Source organism: Pseudomonas sp. F-14 TE3623 (assembly GCF_053629015.1).
The window spans coordinates 4,784,316-4,800,897 of the sequence record NZ_JBRJHM010000001.1; the positions used below are offsets into that span (position 1 = coordinate 4,784,316).

Consider the following 16,582-nt stretch of genomic DNA (forward strand, 5'->3'; position numbering starts at 1 on the left):
AATGCCAAAGAAGCGGCCAGCCGACACTGCAGCAAGTGCTGCAGATATCGAGAGATCGATCCAAGCCCTAAACAAAATGGCTGAGCGCCTTTGGGGAGACGGTCGAGAGACCGAGGCGAAAGCCCTCCTTGATTGCCTTGGATGCTCTAAACCGAGCGCTGGATCGGATCAGGATTGGCGAAAGCCGCAAGGTTCTTCATTAAAGACCGCCATGGACTCATTGAAACGGCGTCTGGCGCGACAGGGGTTTGTAGGCGCACCAAGACCTAAGGTTATCCCGGTTAACTGTTCTCCGGAGAACCATTAGAGGTACAGCGGACCACCTGACACATGGGAATTCCTAGCCGATCTGGACCGAGGGTTGATGGCATGGCGCACTCGCTTCAATACCAGATTACCGAATCCGTTCGCGTCGTTGAGATCGAGGTAGGAAAACTCCTCGATCTGGCAATAATGTTGAAGGACGCTGGAAATGATGTCTTGGCGACGGCTGTTTCGAACCAGGCGAATAAGCTGCTTGAGGCTGCGGTAGCGCTGAGAATTGCTATGGCAGCCTCAAGCGGTTGGAGTGGCGGTGATTTGCAAGGGGTGATGATGGGACTCAATAAACCAGAGCAAGACCTAAAGCGCGACCTCCAGGGGGTTGCCTCTGATCTGAAGTGGTCAGCGGTAGAGCTGATGCGAATCGCCGAGCGTGCAAGCCTGGCCGGGAATGAGCCTGACGCCCAAGCCATCATGCGCATGATCACGATCTTCCATAACGATGAGGATCGGCTGACTGCTTACGCTGATGAGGTAAGGGCGGGAAGGATTGTGCGGGCGAAGCCGGAGTAGTTGGCACGACGAAATTTCTTAGGGTTTTGACAAGGATATACATGGATAAGCATCAAGAGTTACGGCTGAAATTCCTAGTATCAAGACTTCATCGCCTGGCGATTGCCAATGCCGGTGCGACGATGAATTTGACTACCGCGCTGGCTCAAGTGCCAGACCTCCCCGAAGAGGTTAAGACAACAGTCCTTCAAGCCCTTGATCACGTTCAAACTCAAATGGACATCCTCAAGGAAATCGCCGAGTTTGAGAGTCTTGCAGATGGCAGCTGAGAACATTAACTACACGGCATTTCAAGAGCGAATCAAGGAGATGGAACGAGATCTCGATTCGCTCAAAGCCGCTGACGCCGCCAAGACCTTGCTTGATGACAAAGCCGAGGAACAAGGCAATACTGTGCCCATGACCGATATCACTCGCGAAGAATTCAATGCAAAACTTGAGACCATCGAAGCCAAGATGGACGCTCGGGTTGAATCTGTGTCTGCAAAAATTGACGCTTTTCTGGCGGTTCAAGCGGAGCGCGACAAAGCCGCTGATTTTCGTTTTTCGCGAATTGAAAGCGACTTGGCAGGTATGAATGGCAATCTGAAAACGATGAATGCCGAAATAAAAACCAGCATTAGCTCCATGAAAACCACAACGATTGTCACTGCTGTCTCTGCAGTTCTTGCGATTGTGTTCGGAATTGTGTCCTTCAACGCGACCCTTTCCTCCAATATGCTTTCTGCATTTCAAGCGGGAAAAGCAGAGCAGTCGCCCCAAATTGCGCCGCCTCCAGCCCCTCCTTCAACGACCTCCAAGTAAATCAGCCTGGTCCAGCGCCGGGCTTTTCGTCTCTACCGTACTCTCCCTGACTAATGATTATCCCGATAATAGTTAGGCCGCCGCTGGCTGGGAATTTCACCAAAAACTATTGTCGCGACAACCTTTAGCCAGCTGTCACGCCTTCGTCACACCGACAAAGCACAATGCAGTCAGCCAAAGGGATTTGGCCCCGTCTACAGAGAGCCCGGCCTAGCGCCGGGCTTTGTCGTTCCATCTTGCGCTCCCGCGGAGGCCATCTACACTGACGGTAGCTGATGTATCAGCCCCTTCAACAGAGAGCCCGCCACGTGCGGGCTTTTTGTTGTCTGCACGCTCAATGCCATGTTGGAGGAATGAACCGTGGTCCATCCAAAACTGTTTCCAGCCGTGCTGGCCAGCCTTCAATTGAATCAGATGATGATCGGCGAAGCCTTTGAGGAGATCGCGGCGTGGCTGGAAAAGGAAGGTGCAATAGAGACAGCACAGAAGCTTAGGGTTCGTGTTGGTGATCTGAGATTCAACGCGGAAACCATGGATAAAGCGATTATTGAGCTGCTCAAGACGGATGAGAGCTTGCACTGAAAGTTGTATGAGCCCGTATTCCCCTCCTCCGCTGCTACGCCTTCAGCTCCCTCGAATGGAGTCGAAGCCATGTCTGCCCCCGAATATTCTCTTCCCGACGTCCTAGAGCGCATGCATGAAAATCAACACGCTCTGGAGGCTGCCATTATGGAGTTGACGCTGCTGGTTGAGAGTCAGGGCGCGATAGAGATAGGCGGTAACGTCCGGGGCGCTCTGGATACGATCCACGAGAACACCGGGCATATCAAACAGGGCCTGGCCAGGCTAAGGGCTCAAAGACCCGACTGATCGAGACAGTTTCCTCCTGAAATCCGCAACAGAATATGAGCCCGCCAAGCGCGGTTTTTTTGCTTGGAATTTGTTGAAGGTGCGCCAGCTTTAGATCCTGGACTACGCTTTCCTCTGTCAATGGAGGAATAAGCCATGCTGAACGCCTCCCTCCCTGCTCCATCGAATCAATCAGAACGTCATGTCCCTTGGATTCGCACCGGTACGATGATCACCAAATTTTGGAGGGATACCATGAATCATAAAAGCCGCTTGGCGATACTGTTCGCTACCGCCCTGCTCGCCGGCTGTGCTCAGAACAAGATCGCTTTTGGTGAGTTCCCGGCAAGCGAGTACGAAGCCCTCCAAAAAGACGGCACCAGCGTGATTCAGGGACAGTTATTTCTCAGAACCCGAGGTGGTGATGTGAAGTACGGTGCCGGTAGTGAAATCCTTCTGATTCCCGCCACTAGCTACAGCGCAGTGCTATATCGAGCAGTGAAGGCGAAGCAACCCCTTGAAGAAGCTGATCCAAGAGTTCGTGAATACACCCGAAGAACCCAGGCTGACGGCTCGGGAAATTTCTCATATAAACGTGTTCCTGCTGGAAAGTACTACATAGGAGGCAACGTTGTCTGGGAGGCTCCAACCCGTTATGGACTAGCTGAACAAGGCGGATTCTTACTTCGCGAAATCTCAGTTGCGGAGGGTGAAGAAGTGAAAGTGATTGTGACCGAGTAAAGCTGTCCCGAGACCCAAGCTCGCCAAGCGCGAGCTTTTTTGTGCCCGGAGAAAAGGCGCAGCCCCCCTACCCCGTACCAGATAGAACATCTCTCTTGCCAAAATACGGCAGGAACAATACTGTATATTCATACAGTTAAAAGCAAGGAGCTTTCTATGTCAAAAATCGCTTCACCCGTATCACAAGCCAGAGACTCATATGAATTGGTTGGCCGGCGCATCCAGCGCCTGATAGCTGCGCCTGGCGTTCAGAAGGTTCAGGCCATCACTGTCACCAGACTCGAAGCAGAACCCGCTGAAGCATGGCAGCAAGTCCTTCAGGAGATTGAAGAGACCAGCGGTGTAAGCATGGAGCGCCTTGAGAGCGGCGCGGTAAGGATCGGGTGGCGAGAGTACTGCGAAGCCTGAAATGAGCCCGCCACTGAGCGGGCTTTTTATCCCCCAAACATTTCAGCATTCTGAATTTATTAGTTCAGCATGCTTGACACATTAATTTCAGCTTGCTTAAATTCATCTCAAGCCAACACATCACCGGCCCAGCAGCGAAAGCCGCGCCGCTCTTTAACAACCCGCGCCATACACGATTACCCGGCTCACGCTGGGAGGTCAGCCCCGGCCACACCTGTGGGGCGAGAGAAAGTCAGGTGAACAAAATCGCGCTGCCACTACTGGCGACCGGCGATCCGATAGCCCCGAAAGGCTACCAACGAGCAGAACTGCGACGGCGGACGAGGTGTTGACCGAACTGGCGAATGACCCGGTAGGAGGTGCGAGCAACAAGGAATTTTCACTGATGCACCTGGTGACGGGTGCATTGGGAAAACGACCGATAAGCACGGAGCACCAAATGAGCGAACAAACACTTCAGCAGCTTCTCGCTGAGCGAGTCACCGCTTTCGCAGCCAGTGAACAGCCAAAGGAGATCATCGACGAGCATGTGAAGATCATGTTCACCAAGGTGATCGACAACTGCTTTGGTCGTTACGGCGACTTGAGCAAGCAGGTTGAGGAGGCCATCAAGTCGGCATTACCCGCCAACCTGACCACTGTTTTCGAGTTGACGCGCTACAACGACATGATCGCCAAGGCGCTGAAAGAAAAATGGGAAGCCAGCGGTGTAGAAGCCGACATGGTCCGCCGGGCACAAGAAGCAATCGACGAAGTCCTGACCAAAGATCAGATGCCCGAAGTGATCAGCCTCCGAGACCTCATGGATGCTTTCATCGAGGACCACAAGGAAAGCGCCGCCGAGGAACGCTGGGAGCATCCGGATATTCGTTTCCAAGAATCCGACTACGGTGGCATGCACATCTACTTCGACAAAAAGCCGAAGGATGACTCGTCGCTCTACAGCAGCCGCGAGCGTGACGAGTACAGCCTGGATAACGCCATCCATATCTCATTCAGTAAGCGCGGCACGGATCGTGACGAAAAAGGTCGCGAAGTCGGCACCGTCTACGCAGCCAAGATCAACAACGAGAAGATTGGCCAAACCCTGCGGTTCAGGACGAAGTTCGAGAAGCTTCTGGCTGCACTCTACTTCGGCGCTTCCAAGATTCTGGTGGACTGCGAAGAAGACGAATTCAGCTACGGCATTTACGACTGAACAACCAGCGCCACGGCAGCCTGCCGTTAACTGCCCGATCCTCTCTATGAGAGCGCATCGGGGTGTGATCTGCATCAAAGCCAGGCCCCTGACTTGTAATCAGGACAGCCACTGAGCACGCCGTACAGAAAGCGGCGCAGGGTAGAGACAGAGGTAGCTCCTCGCGCAGATCACACCCCGATGCGGACGAAACTGCGGCCTATAACCGCCCACCTGCGTCACACCATAGAGCCGATCTGTGAAGCTAGTGCTCCAACACTGGCTAGATGATTTCTCGACCAGCCTTGCCGGGTATCGGCAGCAAGGAACGGCATCCCTGTCTCACCAGGGATTTCAAGCGCCTGCTTGCAGTGAGCCAAAAGCAAGCCCGATCGCCTCGAAAGAGGCTGCATCGGAATGTCGGCGCCCCATGAAAAAAGCTGATCAAGGCCAACTTTTTGTATGCGAACGGGCGGACGTAGTTAGGCATCTTGGTCAGGACCGACATTCCAATGCAGCTTCAATAGGTGGCCACTGCCTGCCCAGTGAGCGAGCGATAGGAGAATGACCATCATGAAATAGACCAACGCTTCCTCCGCGTGGCGCAGCAAGCCTGAAGGCTGCGCCCAACACCCATACAGGCAGCGGACAGTCGGCCGTCGATGTCACCGCGCATCGGCCGGAATTTCGGTAGGCCACCCCCAGCGCACGAAGACAACTTGATGCTGCAAACCCAGGCCGTCGCCAGTTGCGGGCCTGGGCCGTTCGCCAAACTTCAAGCGGAGAAGCTACGGTCGCAGGTAGGCAAACATGTGCTGTACATAATCGGCTTTCCCGAGAGGTACACCATTATGGCGCAAGATGTTGTATGCCGTGACCAGGTGAAAGTAGAACTGTGGAGCAGCCCAGTTCACAGCGTATTCATTGCCGGTCATATCGAAGACTATGTCATTAGGTAATTCTATAGTGATTTTGCGCTCAGCCCCTTCCTCTATTTGAGCCCGGTCCGACGAATCAAGAACTGCCAAAGTACGTTCGATTAGTACCTTCGCTGCCGCCAAGTTTTCGGGAGGAGTGAGTGATCGCACCGGCTGTTGTGTAAGTCGCTGAACCGCCTCCTGCGCTTGCGTGCAAGCGTACTGAATTTGTCGGGTTAGATCATGCATGTCCGGTGCTAGTCGAGATCCAAGCAGAATTTGCGGGTCGTAACCGCGCTCTAGAGCAGAGGCCTCGCCCTTAGATAAAAGAGACGATAACGCTCGCAGCATTTGCGCGAAACAGGGGATGGTAACTGAGTAAACCGACATATCTTTTCCTTAAGTAGTCATTCAAAGCGGGCACAAGCAATCAGTCTTTCTTCCGCCCAGCGGGCTGAATGCTAGCAGATTGCTGTATTTCATCCGCCAACAGCAGCGTCCTCTTCCCCGACACCACCCGCATGCACTCCCCTCCGCGCCCAACGGCAACCAGCGGAACGGATGAGTGCAGCCGAGTTTTGTTGGATCAACACCCGTTACTTTGGAGGCGACCATGGCAACCAGCTATGCAGACGGTGCGCAGGCCCGGGAGTGGGATCGGCGCTATGACGCTTGGGGTCGCGAGAAGAAAGCGAAGCTCGACGAGTTCCACGACTACGAAGCCTCCGAACAGATGCGCACTCAGGCGCTGGCTGATCGCGCCGCTCGCGCAATCGAAGAGCACAAAAGCCTGAAGCGGCGCATTACCGCAACCATGGCTCAAATGGAAATGGTGTGTCCGCCAAAAGGAGGCGCAGCGTGAGCACTCAACAACGCGACCACGATACAGCGGTCACTTGGATCGAAGGCGAGATCAACAACATGATCCGCGACCTCGGCAAGCCAAACGCCAGTTCAGCTGCGACATCAGTAATCACGTTGGCATACCTGCTGCGCGTGATCGACGACGCCGAGCAGCGCCACTACCGGGCGCGCATCGATCAGATCTACTCCTCCTACAACGAGTCGAACAAGCAGGGAGCAGTAGCATGACGACCCCGCCGGTTAAATCACTGATCGACGAGCAGCTCGACGAGATCGAATCGAAGCTGGTCCTGCTGGGTTTCGGCCTGCCGTTCAACGAAGTGATTGGCAAGTCTCGCGAAGCGCTGGTCGCCAGCCTACCGCGCCGTCTGGCGGCAACTATGAAAGGCGGCCGGATCGCGGTGAGGGTTCGGCCATTACTTCCTATCAGCGCGCAAAGCGCTTTTGGTTCTGGCGCGGCTCAGCCATCGCCCTGCTCTTCTTCACCGCCTGGATGCTGGCAAGCGCCTACTCCGGCCAGCTTACTCAATAACCCACACCTTCAAAGCTGCGTACCGCGCCGCAAGGAACTGTCATGTCCGCAAATACTAAACAAGCACAAGAATCGCTCGAAATGAGCGAAACCGACGACGTACAAAAATCTGTGGTTCCTGCGGTTGCCGTCACCGACATCGCCGAATATCGGCCGCACGAGGAACAGATCGTCCGTCTGGAGACCACTTACGCGAAGCTGGTCGTTGACTGCTCGACCAGCGAAGGTTTGGCGAATGCGAAGGAAGTTCGCGTTGATATCCGCGACGTGCGCTACGCCCTGGCGAACACCACCAAGACGGCACTCGTTCCATATCAACAGAAAGTCAAAGATGCTCAGGCTCGCGTCAACCAGGTTAAGGAGTTTGGCGAGGCCCTGAAGGATCGAGTCTTGGCAATCGAGGCGCCTGTTGACGAAGCAATCAAGGCCGAAGAAAAACGCGTAGCTGACGCCAAGGCCGAGCGCGAGCGTGTCGAGGCTGAACGTGTCGAAGCTATCCGGACGAAGATTACCCGCTTCAGTTCTGTCGCTGCTGCATATGCAAGCCGCAGCGCCGCTGATGTCGCAAGCGTCCTGCAAAGCGTCAAGGAGTCGGTGATTCTGCCCGAAGAATATGCCGAGTTCGAAGCTGAAGGCACCATCGCTCGCGACAACGCTATTGAGCAGCTTGAAACGCTACACAGATCTGCCGTTCAACGAGAAGAGGCTGCCGCCAAGCTGCTGGCCCAGCAGAAAGAACTTGATGAGCTGCGCGAGAAGCAGCGAATCGCCGATGAGAATGCTGAGAAGGAACGCCAGCGGATCGCGGCAGAAGATCGCCAGCGCATTGCAGATCAGCAAGCAGAACTAAACCGGCAGCGCGAGCAACTGCAACGCGATCAAGATGCTCAGCGCCTCAAGGACCAGCAACACCAGCGCGATCAGGAAGAACTGGCTCGCCTGCGCGCCCAAGCTTCTGCACCAGCTTCAGTCGCCCCGGTGGTTGCCCCATTGATCGCAGAGAAGGTCGAAGTCGCACCCATCAGCACATATGCGGTCGCCGCCGAATCCGACGATGTGACTACAACCGCGCCGTCCGTTGACGACATCGTGGAGGTTGTAGCCCTGGGCTTCGATGTGGACCTCGACACTGCTCGCACTTGGCTCCACGCCATCAGCTTCTAACCACCCTTTCCATCCAGCGGTCGACCAAATCCTTGTCGGCCACGGAGAGCGCAATGAACGAATCAGACACCCAAGCACCAACTGGCCTCGCCACGTATCACGACCCATCGCACAACGCGGCAGCGCTCATTCTCGACCCAGGCACCATGAAGTCGATGAGCGACCTCGCAATGATGATGTCGAAAGGCGTGACGACAGTCCCCAAGCATCTGAAGGGCAATCAAGCTGACTGCATGGCAGTAGTGCTGCAAGCGATGCAGTGGCAGATGAACCCGTTCGCTGTTGCGCAAAAGACATTCATCGTCAACGGCGGGGCATTGAGCTATGAGGCGCAGCTCGTCAACGCAGTGATCACCGCCAAGGCACCCGTCAAAGGTCGCTTGAACTTCGAATGGTTCGGCACCTGGGAAAACGTCATCGGGAAGATGCGCGAAGTCACCAGCCGGACCAAAAAGGACGAAGACACTGGCGAGTTCAAGAAGTATCGCGTTCCCGGCTGGAGCTTTGACGATGAGAAGGGTCTCGGGATTAAAGTTTGGGCAACCTTCAAAGGCGAAGACGAGCCACGCGTTCTGGAGCTATTGCTCACCCAGGTCCGCACGCGGAACTCTACGCTTTGGGCAGAAGACCCCAAGCAGCAGATTGCATACCTGGTGACCAAAAAATGGGCGCGACTCTTCTGCCCTGACGTCATCCTCGGCGTCTATACGCCCGACGAGTTCGAAGACTCGTACGGCGGCGAAATCGATATCACCCCTGTGAAGCAAGTGGCAAACACTGCGGCCGCTGCTGGTGTGTCATTTGGCCCGAAATCCCCGTCACCGGAAATCGACGGAGTGTTCGCCGACCTTTTGGCCGTCGCCAAACAGCAGAACATTGAAGCCTATGCGACAGCCTGGGCAGGTCTCAAGCCGAAGCAACGCGCAGCAATCGGCCTGGAGTGCCATGAAGCGCTAAAGGCCATGGCGGCAACTGTTGATGGCGACTTCACCGACATAACTGGCTCCCATGACGACCTGTCGCAGGCCGAGGAGGCGGCGTAGTGAGAGCAGAACTTCAGGGCACAGAGAAGTGGCATGCCGACCGATCTGGTCGAGTGACCGCCAGTCGTTTCAAAGACGTGATGGCTTGGGGAAAGCCTGACAAAAATGGGAAGCGCGAGCCTATGGGGGCTCGTACCTCATACATGCGCGAACTGTGCTTCGAGCGATTGGCGAAAAAGTCCAAGCATAATGTCAGCAGCGCCTCCCTGAAGTGGGGTCACGCCGAAGAACAGAAAGCTCAGGATGCCTACGAGATGCTGACTGGCCACATCGTCAAACCATCAGAATTCATCGTCCACCCAAGGTACGACTGGCTCGGCTGCTCGCCAGACGGCCTGATCAACGATGACGGTGGCACCGAGTCGAAGTGCCCCTTCAATGAGGCGATTCACGTCAGGACTTGGCTCGAAGGCATGCCCGAGGAACACATGCCGCAGGTCCAGGGCTGCATGTTCGTTACGGGACGGAAATGGTGGGACTTTCTGTCGTTCGATTCTCGCCAAGATGAAGAGTGTCAGCTCTACATCGAGACAATTCACCGCGATGAGGACTACATCGCCAACCTGCACAAAGAGCTGGTCCAGTTCAACCTGGAACTGAATCGCATGGTTGATGAAGTCGCGGACAAAGCCAGGGCTCAAGCCCATCGTTTAGGAGCCTGATCATGATCAGCAACCACCTCAACTTGGTCGAGCAGCAGCGGCGGAACGCGGAATCAATTTCCTCCCGGGCCGCCGAGTTTCTGGCCGCCGGCGGGCAAATCGCCCAAATGAAAAATCCGCCACGTAACCCGCTGCCACCTCCCTGTTCACAGAAAATCGATCCCGGCACGGTCCTCAAGAGAAAACCCAAGGCGTTGACCGCTGCTGATCGAAAGGCTCTCCGACTAATGGCGGACTCACTATGAGCAAGCGCAAACCGCACAGCCTCAAGGCGCGCATCGACCGATCGTGTCGTTCGCTGCTGGCCACCAATCACGTTGCAGTGGTGAACATCGATCCCAGTGGCCATCAGGGCATGATCAACTACAAATCGCTGAAGAACATCGCTCCCGGGAAGATTGGCCAGGCTGTTTGTGGCATCCCCCACCGCTGGACGATCTACCTCAGCGCTCTCTGTATTGATGCCCGCGGCGACCGCTACAGCAAGTCGATAGAGGTGGCCCCGGATGGCGTTTACCTCTCCGACCACCTGGAGGACGTGATCGAGCATTGCTACAAGCAACTGCGCGACTCAGCTAATCAAAGCCAGATGGTGGCTTCTGGCTGGATCGCTATCCCGGAATCTTTGTCGCTCGACGAAGCTCATGCAGCTCGAATCTTTGAAGCGGTCGGGGCCTGGAATCAGTTCAAGGTAGCAGCGTGAGACGTTTTCGCACCCAACAACGCAAACGACAAACCTGGCTGGCGATGCCGGCCAGTGGGATAGGAGAGGTAGGCCATGGCAGTCCAGCCGAAAGACCGATCAGCAAAGACTGCGGCGAGGCGAAAGACTCGCGGCGAGGAAGAAATCAGGCTGCATTGCATGGCCGGCACGCGCCAAGCGTTGGCTGATCTGATGGCTTGGGCCGGCATCGAGGAACAAGGCGAGGCAATTACGCTGATGATTCATCACCTGCACGGCCTCGGCCCAGGCGGCGCCCTTCCCCTGCTCGCCCCACCGCGACACGAATACGTGATACCCGAAAACGTGTCGCGGAAATTGAAGCTCGCCTTTGACAGGGAAGCACTCCGCATCGGAAAAGATTAGAGAGGCTGAACTTGCACTTGCAATAATGGAGCGGGCTGCTGAATTACAGTACGGAGGATACTGGAAAAAACACGCGCGCTACCCTCTCCAGATTCAGTGTCAATCTGAACCGCTCCCTCGTCGTCAACCACCTGGCCACGGCGATTTAAAAGAAACCTCGCAGCCTCAAATCGGGAATTTCCACTGAATTTCACTTCGACCAAAACCTGGGCGAAACATGCTTTATCGAAAGCCAGAGGACCAATATTGATAGAGAAGTGCTTGCCAAGCACGTCCCCTGTCACCGTGGTTCCATCAGCTGATCGATTTACAGACACTCCAGGGAAAAAGTCGCTACCGAGACTTTCCCAATGTTTGGATAGCTCAACGAAGCTTTCTTTCGCTTTGTTCCAATCCCGTTTCACCATCGCTAAATACGACGTGATCACTTCTGGGTCTTGTGTGAAATCCATGTAAATGCTCCCGAAAGAATTTCCTTAGGCTCGATCTGAGCACATCCTTTTTAGTGGTTTTGTCATTCAATTGCCACCACAAATCGCCACCACCGGTCACGGAGGGTGGCGCCTACCTGAGGTATTCCAATGCCCGTTCTCCATAGCGTCATCCATAAGATCGACAAGAAGCCCGACGGTAGCCCGGCTGTTCTGATCCTCGGCGGCGCCGAACAGGTTGAGAGCCAGACTCGCGACGACCTGATGAGCCAGTTCAACGAAAACTACAACGCCACTACCGGTAAGGCCTGGGGCTTCTTTCATCATGAGTCGGGCGCTCACCCACTCAGTGGATGGCTCGCCAAGTACCGGGCAGGCGGCTCTGATTTTCTCGAGTTCAGCACCATCGCCGTCGAGCACCTGACCAAGCTGATGGAAGAGTCGAATCTAACCACCGGCGGGCACGCCCTCTTCTGCCACTATCTGCAAGGCATGACCGATTACCTGGTCATCGCCCTGGTGCAAGAAACCGAAGCGGTGACCATGACCGAGGAGCTGCACCTGATGACGATCAAGCGCCTGGACCTGGACCATATCCGCCTGGCCGCGCGCATCAACCTCAGCGAGTGGAAAAGCAACCCAGCGTCGCGCCAGTACATCTCATTCATCAAGGGCAAGAACGGCCGCCGGGCGAGCGAGTACTTCCGCGACTTCATCGGCTGCCAAGAGGGTGTCGACGGCCCAGGCGAAACCCGAATGCTACTCAAGGCATTCAGCGACTTCGTTGAAAGCGAAGACCTCGGCGAGGAATCAGCCCGCGAGAAGACCAACACCTTGGTCAGCTACGCGATGGCCCAAGCCAAGCTGGGCGAGCCGCTTACCCTTGATGAGTTATCCGAAGTACTCGACGACGAACAGCCAAAGGCGTTTGCCGATTTCATCCGCGACAAGGATTACGGCCTGTCGTCTTCACTCCCACCGGACAAAAAGACCCTGAACAAATTCCGGCGCTTCACCGGCCGCATCGATGGCTTGTCGATCAGCTTCGAGCAGCACCTTCTCGGATCAAAAGTCGAGTTCGACGAAGCCGGCGGCACCCTGACGCTGCGCAGTCTGCCGACCCAGCTCACTGATCAACTCAAGCGCGCAGCCGCCTGAACACTTCTCACCTATTGCGCGGCCTGGCTTAAAAGATGGTCTGCAAACGCGGGCATATCGAAGAAGACAATATCTCGAGCATCACCAGCGCTAAGCGACCTGTCGCTCAGTTCAAGGTTTCTTTTAATGAACCCCAAGTGCCTAATCAAATCAGCTTTGCGGGACCATTCACCGCCAACGCTATCCATCAACGGCTTCAGCCTGCTGATAAGCCGCTCGTACAGTTCTGTTAGCGCTCGATCATCTGACTCATCCCAAAGCCTGTGCAGGTCAAGCGCTGCCCGGTAAGCACGGTGATACTCAGAAAGCTGGGTAATTCCGACCATTTCGATCTCCTTCATCTGGCTCCATGCCAGGCCATCAAGCAATAGCTCACAAACAGACTTCACGCCAGCCGGCGAGGCCGGCTCTTGATTGGAAATCACTTATGACCCCTTCCCACCAGATACTGGTCGGCGACTGCATCGAAATGATGCGGACCCTGCCCGATCGGTCAATGCAGTGCTGCGTGACTAGCCCGCCCTACTTCGGGTTGCGAGATTACGGCGTCGATGGCCAGATCGGTCTTGAAGAAACGCCGGCCGAGTTTATCGCCCGCCTGATCGAAGTGTTCCGCGAAGTGCGCCGAGTACTCCGGGACGACGGCACGGCCTGGGTGAACATGGGCGACAGTTACGCCGGATCTCGCTGCGGAGGAAACAGCCAGTCGATTACCGGGGTTGGACGTGACGAAAGCGTTACCGCTGCCAAGGCCCGGCGCACTGTCGCTTCCCGCCGCCGTGATAACGAAAGCATCCCGCGAAGCGATTACGCTGTCCCTGGCTGCAAGCCAAAGGACATGATGGGCATGCCCTGGCGTCTGGCCTTCGCGCTCCAGGATGACGGTTGGTATCTACGCCAAGACATCATCTGGCACAAGCCAAACCCAATGCCGGAGAGCGTGCGGGACCGGTGCACAAAGTCCCACGAGTACATCTTCCTGTTGAGCAAGTCGCAGAAGTACTACTTCGACCAGGGTGCGATCCTCGAACCTTGTTCGCCGAACACCCACAACCGACTATCGCAAGATGTCCTCGCACAGATTGGCAGCGAGCGCGCCAATGGTGGAGCCAAGAGCAACGGCAACATGAAGGCCGTAGCCAGGAAGTCGAACGGAGTCGGATGGGGCCATGGCACCGACGGTGATGAGCGCGGCCGGGGCCGCATCAAGGACAACGAGTCAATGAACTCAGCCCTTGCGGTGATGCCTAGCGAGCGGAACAAACGCAGTGTTTGGACCGTGTCGACCCATAGCTTCAAGGGTGCCCACTTCGCGACCTTCCCGCCGGACCTGATCCGGCCATGCGTTTTGGCTGGGGCCCCGCGCGGTGGTGTTGTACTCGACCCGTTCGGCGGTGCCGGTACCACTGCGGTGGTTGCCATGCAGGAGGGTCGCAAGTCAGTGCTGTGCGAACTCAACCCGGACTATGCCACCATGGCAGAGCGCCGGATCGCGGCGGCCTGGCTCGACGGCGCGGCGCAGATGGACGTGTTTCATGACTCCGCGCCAGCCGCCTGACTCACCCTCAGGTTGCTAAAGCCGTTTTTGCTCAATAATCGCTTGAGCTATTTTGTCCAGCTCTTCATGGGCTACAAGCTCATCAGTCCAGAGCCCTGCCACCTCTTGGAAGTACTCGACGGCTTTTGGGCTATCACCCTCTGGCTGGCGAATAGGGCCGAGAAATGCCACCTGCGGCGGACCATCCTTTTGCGGGCCGAACGTGATCCACACTTTTGGATCGCTCTCTGGGTAACCGTACGAATCCCAATAAGCCATATCGATTCTCCTCAATCCGGCTCCATACGCACTCACTTTTCTCACTCGATGGGCACTAGTGTGAACTGAGCACCAGGTAGCGCGGGTGACGCTGCGACCCATCTGAGTTCGTACCGAGCTCCGCACTTTGGGCATACCACTTCCATCACATCCTTCGTGTCGTCGGGATCTACCGCGATCTCTTCCCCGCATTTGCAAATAGCCATGTGAAGCCTCCTGTAGGGCTTCCATGAGCATAGACCGAATCCACTTCAACGAATCACGCCAGCCGACGAGGATCCTCTATGTCCGCACAACAGAAGTTACCCCAGTTCATCCATGGCCAGCCAAGCATGGGCCTGCCGTTCGAAAAAGAACTGGTGGTCGACCTGTTCGCCGGCGGCGGTGGCGCCAGCACCGGCATCGCTCGGGCGTACCGGGAGCCGGATGTGGCGGTAAACCACAACCCCATCGCCCTGGCTGTGCACCGCGCAAACCACCCGCAGACGGCGCACTACGTTGCCGACGTGTATGAGGTGTGCCCTCGGAAAGCAACTGGCGGCCAGCCAGTGGCGATTATCTGGGCATCCCCTGATTGCCGCCATCACAGCAAAGCGAAGGGTGGCGCGCCGCGGGACCGAGGCGTTCGCGGCTTGGCGTGGGTAGTGATCCGCTGGTGTTTCGTCACCAAGACGCGACTGCTCTTCTTGGAGAACGTCGAAGAGTTCTGCGACTGGGGACCGATCGACGACGAGGGCCAGCCGATCAAGGCCGAGCGCGGGCGTACCTTCAAGGCTTTCATTGCAGCGATCAGCACGGGGCTTCCGGCCAATCACCCGGACATGCCGGAGATCATGCAGGCCATCGGAGAATTCGTGCCAATGGACGCACTGGTCCGTGGCCTTGGTTACAACGTCGAATGGCGCGAGCGCATTGCGGCCAACGCCGGTACCCCGACCATTCGCAAACGTCTTTACCTGGTAGCGCGCAGTGACGGGAAGCCGATTGTCTGGCCGGCTCCGAAGCGCCACAAGACGCCTACCGCCAAACAGCAACCTTGGCGCACTGCTGCGGAGTGCATCGACTGGAGCAACTTGGGCCGCACGATCTTCCGCGACAAGCCAATGGCAGTGAACACGATGCGCCGCGTGGCCAAGGGCTGCTGGCGCCACGTGCTGACCAGCGCGAAGCCCTTCATCGTCCCAATGCGCGGAACATCAGCAGCACACACCAGCACCCACGGTACGGACGAATCGCTCTCAACCATCAGCGCCGGCGACACGCATCACGCACTGGTACAGCCGGTAGCAGCGCCCTTCCTCACCGAGTGCGCCAATGGATCGGCTCAGCGCAACTTCGACGTGCAGGAGCCGCTGCGCACTCAGGTTGCTCAGGTAAAGGGCGGCCACTTCGCAATGGCCGCGGCGAACATGGTCACGTTGCGAAAAGGCTCTGTCGGCGCCGGCGTCGACGGCCCGCTCGGTGTGATCGCTACCAGCACCGGGCACCACGCAGTATCGGCAGCATTCTTCGAGCAGGCGAACGGCGGCTTTTATAAAGGTGATGGCAGATCCGCCTATGCGCCGATATCGACCATCTGCCAATCCGGAGCCAATCAGCGACTGGTCAACGCCTACCTGGTGAAGTACTACGGCAACGAGAAGGACGGCATTTCACTCACCGAGCCGATGCATACCCTACCGACGAAGGATCGGGTTGCACTGGTCGAAGTCGTGCAGGTGCCTGACACGCTCACACCAGAACAAATGGAAGGCGCCCGCCGCTGCGCCGCCTTCATGCATGAGCATCTGCCGGAACACTTCAAAGACCCGGCCGAAATGGTGATGGTCGGCGGTTATGTACTGGTGGACATCACCCTGCGCATGCTGCAACCACCAGAGCTGAAGGCTGCCCAGGGCTTCGACAAGGACTACATCATCGATCGTGGACTGTTCGTCGACCCGGTCACCGGCGCCGAGCAGTGGCTACCGATCAACAAGACCGACCAGGTCCGACTGATCGGCAACAGCGTCTGCCCGGATGAGGCGGAAGCCCTGGTCGCGGCCAACGCCGCCGACATCATCGAGCTTTACCAGCGGCTAGCTGCCTGACCAAC

Annotated in this window: 23 protein-coding genes and 2 pseudogenes; 21 read left to right on the forward strand and 4 right to left on the reverse strand. The window is 56.6% G+C overall.

All coding sequences use genetic code 11. From position 1 onward, the window contains the following. The first annotated feature begins 1 nt into the window (after position 1). The 9 genes and pseudogenes from AB7M29_RS22190 to AB7M29_RS22230 all read left to right on the forward strand — a co-directional run bounded on the left by AB7M29_RS22190 (position 2) and on the right by AB7M29_RS22230 (position 4,834). Positions 2 to 203, forward strand: a pseudogene (locus AB7M29_RS22190) (hypothetical protein). Between the two features lie 391 nt (positions 204 to 594). Continuing rightward, complete coding sequence (locus AB7M29_RS22195) at positions 595 to 834, forward strand: hypothetical protein (protein WP_454248750.1); 240 nt, start codon at positions 595 to 597, stop codon at positions 832 to 834. A 41-nt stretch (positions 835 to 875) separates the two neighbouring features. After that, positions 876 to 1,103, forward strand: coding sequence for a hypothetical protein (locus AB7M29_RS22200; protein WP_454247979.1), 228 nt, complete (start codon positions 876 to 878; stop codon positions 1,101 to 1,103). Continuing rightward, positions 1,093 to 1,638, forward strand: coding sequence for a hypothetical protein (locus AB7M29_RS22205; protein ID WP_454247980.1), 546 nt, complete (start codon positions 1,093 to 1,095; stop codon positions 1,636 to 1,638). Before AB7M29_RS22200 ends, AB7M29_RS22205 begins: the two co-directional genes overlap by 11 nt. 360 nt (positions 1,639 to 1,998) lie before the next feature. Beyond that, on the forward strand, positions 1,999 to 2,220 hold the full coding sequence (locus AB7M29_RS22210) for a hypothetical protein (protein WP_454247981.1): 222 nt from the start codon (positions 1,999 to 2,001) through the stop codon (positions 2,218 to 2,220). 69 nt (positions 2,221 to 2,289) lie between these two features. Continuing rightward, positions 2,290 to 2,508, forward strand: a complete 219-nt coding sequence (locus AB7M29_RS22215; protein WP_454247982.1) for a hypothetical protein — start codon at positions 2,290 to 2,292, stop codon at positions 2,506 to 2,508. A gap of 135 nt (positions 2,509 to 2,643) precedes the next feature. Continuing rightward, on the forward strand, positions 2,644 to 3,228 hold the full coding sequence (locus tag AB7M29_RS22220; RefSeq protein ID WP_454247983.1) for a hypothetical protein: 585 nt from the start codon (positions 2,644 to 2,646) through the stop codon (positions 3,226 to 3,228). A 156-nt stretch (positions 3,229 to 3,384) separates the two neighbouring features. Further along, positions 3,385 to 3,636 carry a DUF1654 domain-containing protein gene (locus AB7M29_RS22225; RefSeq protein ID WP_454247984.1) on the forward strand — a complete coding sequence of 84 codons (252 nt, stop codon included), beginning with the start codon at positions 3,385 to 3,387 and terminating at the stop codon, positions 3,634 to 3,636. A 325-nt stretch (positions 3,637 to 3,961) separates the two neighbouring features. Continuing rightward, entirely contained in the window at positions 3,962 to 4,834 is an 873-nt protein-coding gene (locus AB7M29_RS22230; protein WP_454247985.1) for a hypothetical protein, read from the forward strand. 767 nt (positions 4,835 to 5,601) lie between these two features. Here the strand turns inward: AB7M29_RS22230 and AB7M29_RS22235 are convergent. Next, on the reverse strand, positions 5,602 to 6,120 hold the full coding sequence (locus AB7M29_RS22235; RefSeq protein ID WP_454247986.1) for a DUF1993 domain-containing protein: 519 nt from the start codon (positions 6,118 to 6,120) through the stop codon (positions 5,602 to 5,604). Positions 6,121 to 6,343: 223 nt separating this feature from the next. Here AB7M29_RS22235 and AB7M29_RS22240 point away from each other — a divergent pair, with 223 nt between their 5' ends. From AB7M29_RS22240 to AB7M29_RS22280, 9 genes and pseudogenes are all read left to right on the forward strand, one after another. Then, positions 6,344 to 6,592: a hypothetical protein gene (locus AB7M29_RS22240; RefSeq protein WP_454247987.1), complete on the forward strand. Its 249-nt coding sequence runs from the start codon at positions 6,344 to 6,346 to the stop codon at positions 6,590 to 6,592. Next, entirely contained in the window at positions 6,589 to 6,822 is a 234-nt protein-coding gene (locus AB7M29_RS22245) for a hypothetical protein (protein ID WP_454247988.1), read from the forward strand. Before AB7M29_RS22240 ends, AB7M29_RS22245 begins: the two co-directional genes overlap by 4 nt. Then, positions 6,819 to 7,010, forward strand: a pseudogene (locus tag AB7M29_RS22250) (hypothetical protein); the annotation flags it as partial. The gene AB7M29_RS22245 and the pseudogene AB7M29_RS22250, both read left to right, overlap by 4 nt. Positions 7,011 to 7,168: 158 nt before the next feature. Next, positions 7,169 to 8,290, forward strand: coding sequence for a hypothetical protein (locus tag AB7M29_RS22255; RefSeq protein WP_454247989.1), 1,122 nt, complete (start codon positions 7,169 to 7,171; stop codon positions 8,288 to 8,290). A gap of 53 nt (positions 8,291 to 8,343) precedes the next feature. Continuing rightward, the gene (locus tag AB7M29_RS22260) at positions 8,344 to 9,333 is read left to right on the forward strand and encodes a RecT family recombinase (RefSeq protein ID WP_454247990.1); all 990 of its coding nucleotides are present in this window, start codon (positions 8,344 to 8,346) and stop codon (positions 9,331 to 9,333) included. Then, complete coding sequence (locus AB7M29_RS22265) at positions 9,333 to 9,995, forward strand: lambda exonuclease family protein (RefSeq protein WP_454247991.1); 663 nt, start codon at positions 9,333 to 9,335, stop codon at positions 9,993 to 9,995. Before AB7M29_RS22260 ends, AB7M29_RS22265 begins: the two co-directional genes overlap by 1 nt. Positions 9,996 to 9,997: 2 nt before the next feature. Next, positions 9,998 to 10,240, forward strand: coding sequence for a hypothetical protein (locus AB7M29_RS22270; protein WP_454247992.1), 243 nt, complete (start codon positions 9,998 to 10,000; stop codon positions 10,238 to 10,240). Continuing rightward, positions 10,237 to 10,698, forward strand: a complete 462-nt coding sequence (locus AB7M29_RS22275) for a hypothetical protein (protein ID WP_454247993.1) — start codon at positions 10,237 to 10,239, stop codon at positions 10,696 to 10,698. Before AB7M29_RS22270 ends, AB7M29_RS22275 begins: the two co-directional genes overlap by 4 nt. A 75-nt stretch (positions 10,699 to 10,773) precedes the next feature. After that, on the forward strand, positions 10,774 to 11,082 hold the full coding sequence (locus AB7M29_RS22280) for a hypothetical protein (protein ID WP_454247994.1): 309 nt from the start codon (positions 10,774 to 10,776) through the stop codon (positions 11,080 to 11,082). Here AB7M29_RS22280 and AB7M29_RS22285 read toward each other — a convergent pair. After that, positions 11,079 to 11,534: a hypothetical protein gene (locus tag AB7M29_RS22285; protein ID WP_454247995.1), complete on the reverse strand. Its 456-nt coding sequence runs from the start codon at positions 11,532 to 11,534 to the stop codon at positions 11,079 to 11,081. The two genes, AB7M29_RS22280 and AB7M29_RS22285, sit on opposite strands and share 4 nt — an antisense overlap. A 129-nt stretch (positions 11,535 to 11,663) precedes the next feature. Between AB7M29_RS22285 and yejK the strand changes: the two genes are divergently transcribed. Continuing rightward, the gene (gene yejK, locus AB7M29_RS22290; RefSeq protein ID WP_454247996.1) at positions 11,664 to 12,671 is read left to right on the forward strand and encodes a nucleoid-associated protein YejK; all 1,008 of its coding nucleotides are present in this window, start codon (positions 11,664 to 11,666) and stop codon (positions 12,669 to 12,671) included. A gap of 11 nt (positions 12,672 to 12,682) precedes the next feature. Here the strand turns inward: yejK and AB7M29_RS22295 are convergent, their stop codons facing one another. After that, positions 12,683 to 13,096, reverse strand: coding sequence for a hypothetical protein (locus tag AB7M29_RS22295; protein WP_454247997.1), 414 nt, complete (start codon positions 13,094 to 13,096; stop codon positions 12,683 to 12,685). Positions 13,097 to 13,098: 2 nt separating this feature from the next. On the opposite strand from AB7M29_RS22295, the gene AB7M29_RS22300 reads away from it, so the two are divergent. Further along, positions 13,099 to 14,229, forward strand: a complete 1,131-nt coding sequence (locus tag AB7M29_RS22300; RefSeq protein ID WP_454247998.1) for a DNA-methyltransferase — start codon at positions 13,099 to 13,101, stop codon at positions 14,227 to 14,229. 15 nt (positions 14,230 to 14,244) lie between these two features. Here the strand turns inward: AB7M29_RS22300 and AB7M29_RS22305 are convergent, their stop codons facing one another. Then, a complete protein-coding gene (locus AB7M29_RS22305; RefSeq protein WP_454247999.1) occupies positions 14,245 to 14,487 on the reverse strand; it encodes a hypothetical protein in 243 nt (80 codons plus the stop codon). A 284-nt stretch (positions 14,488 to 14,771) separates the two neighbouring features. On the opposite strand from AB7M29_RS22305, the gene AB7M29_RS22310 reads away from it, so the two are divergent. After that, a complete protein-coding gene (locus AB7M29_RS22310) occupies positions 14,772 to 16,577 on the forward strand; it encodes a DNA cytosine methyltransferase (protein ID WP_454248000.1) in 1,806 nt (601 codons plus the stop codon). Positions 16,578 to 16,582 lie beyond the last annotated feature (5 nt).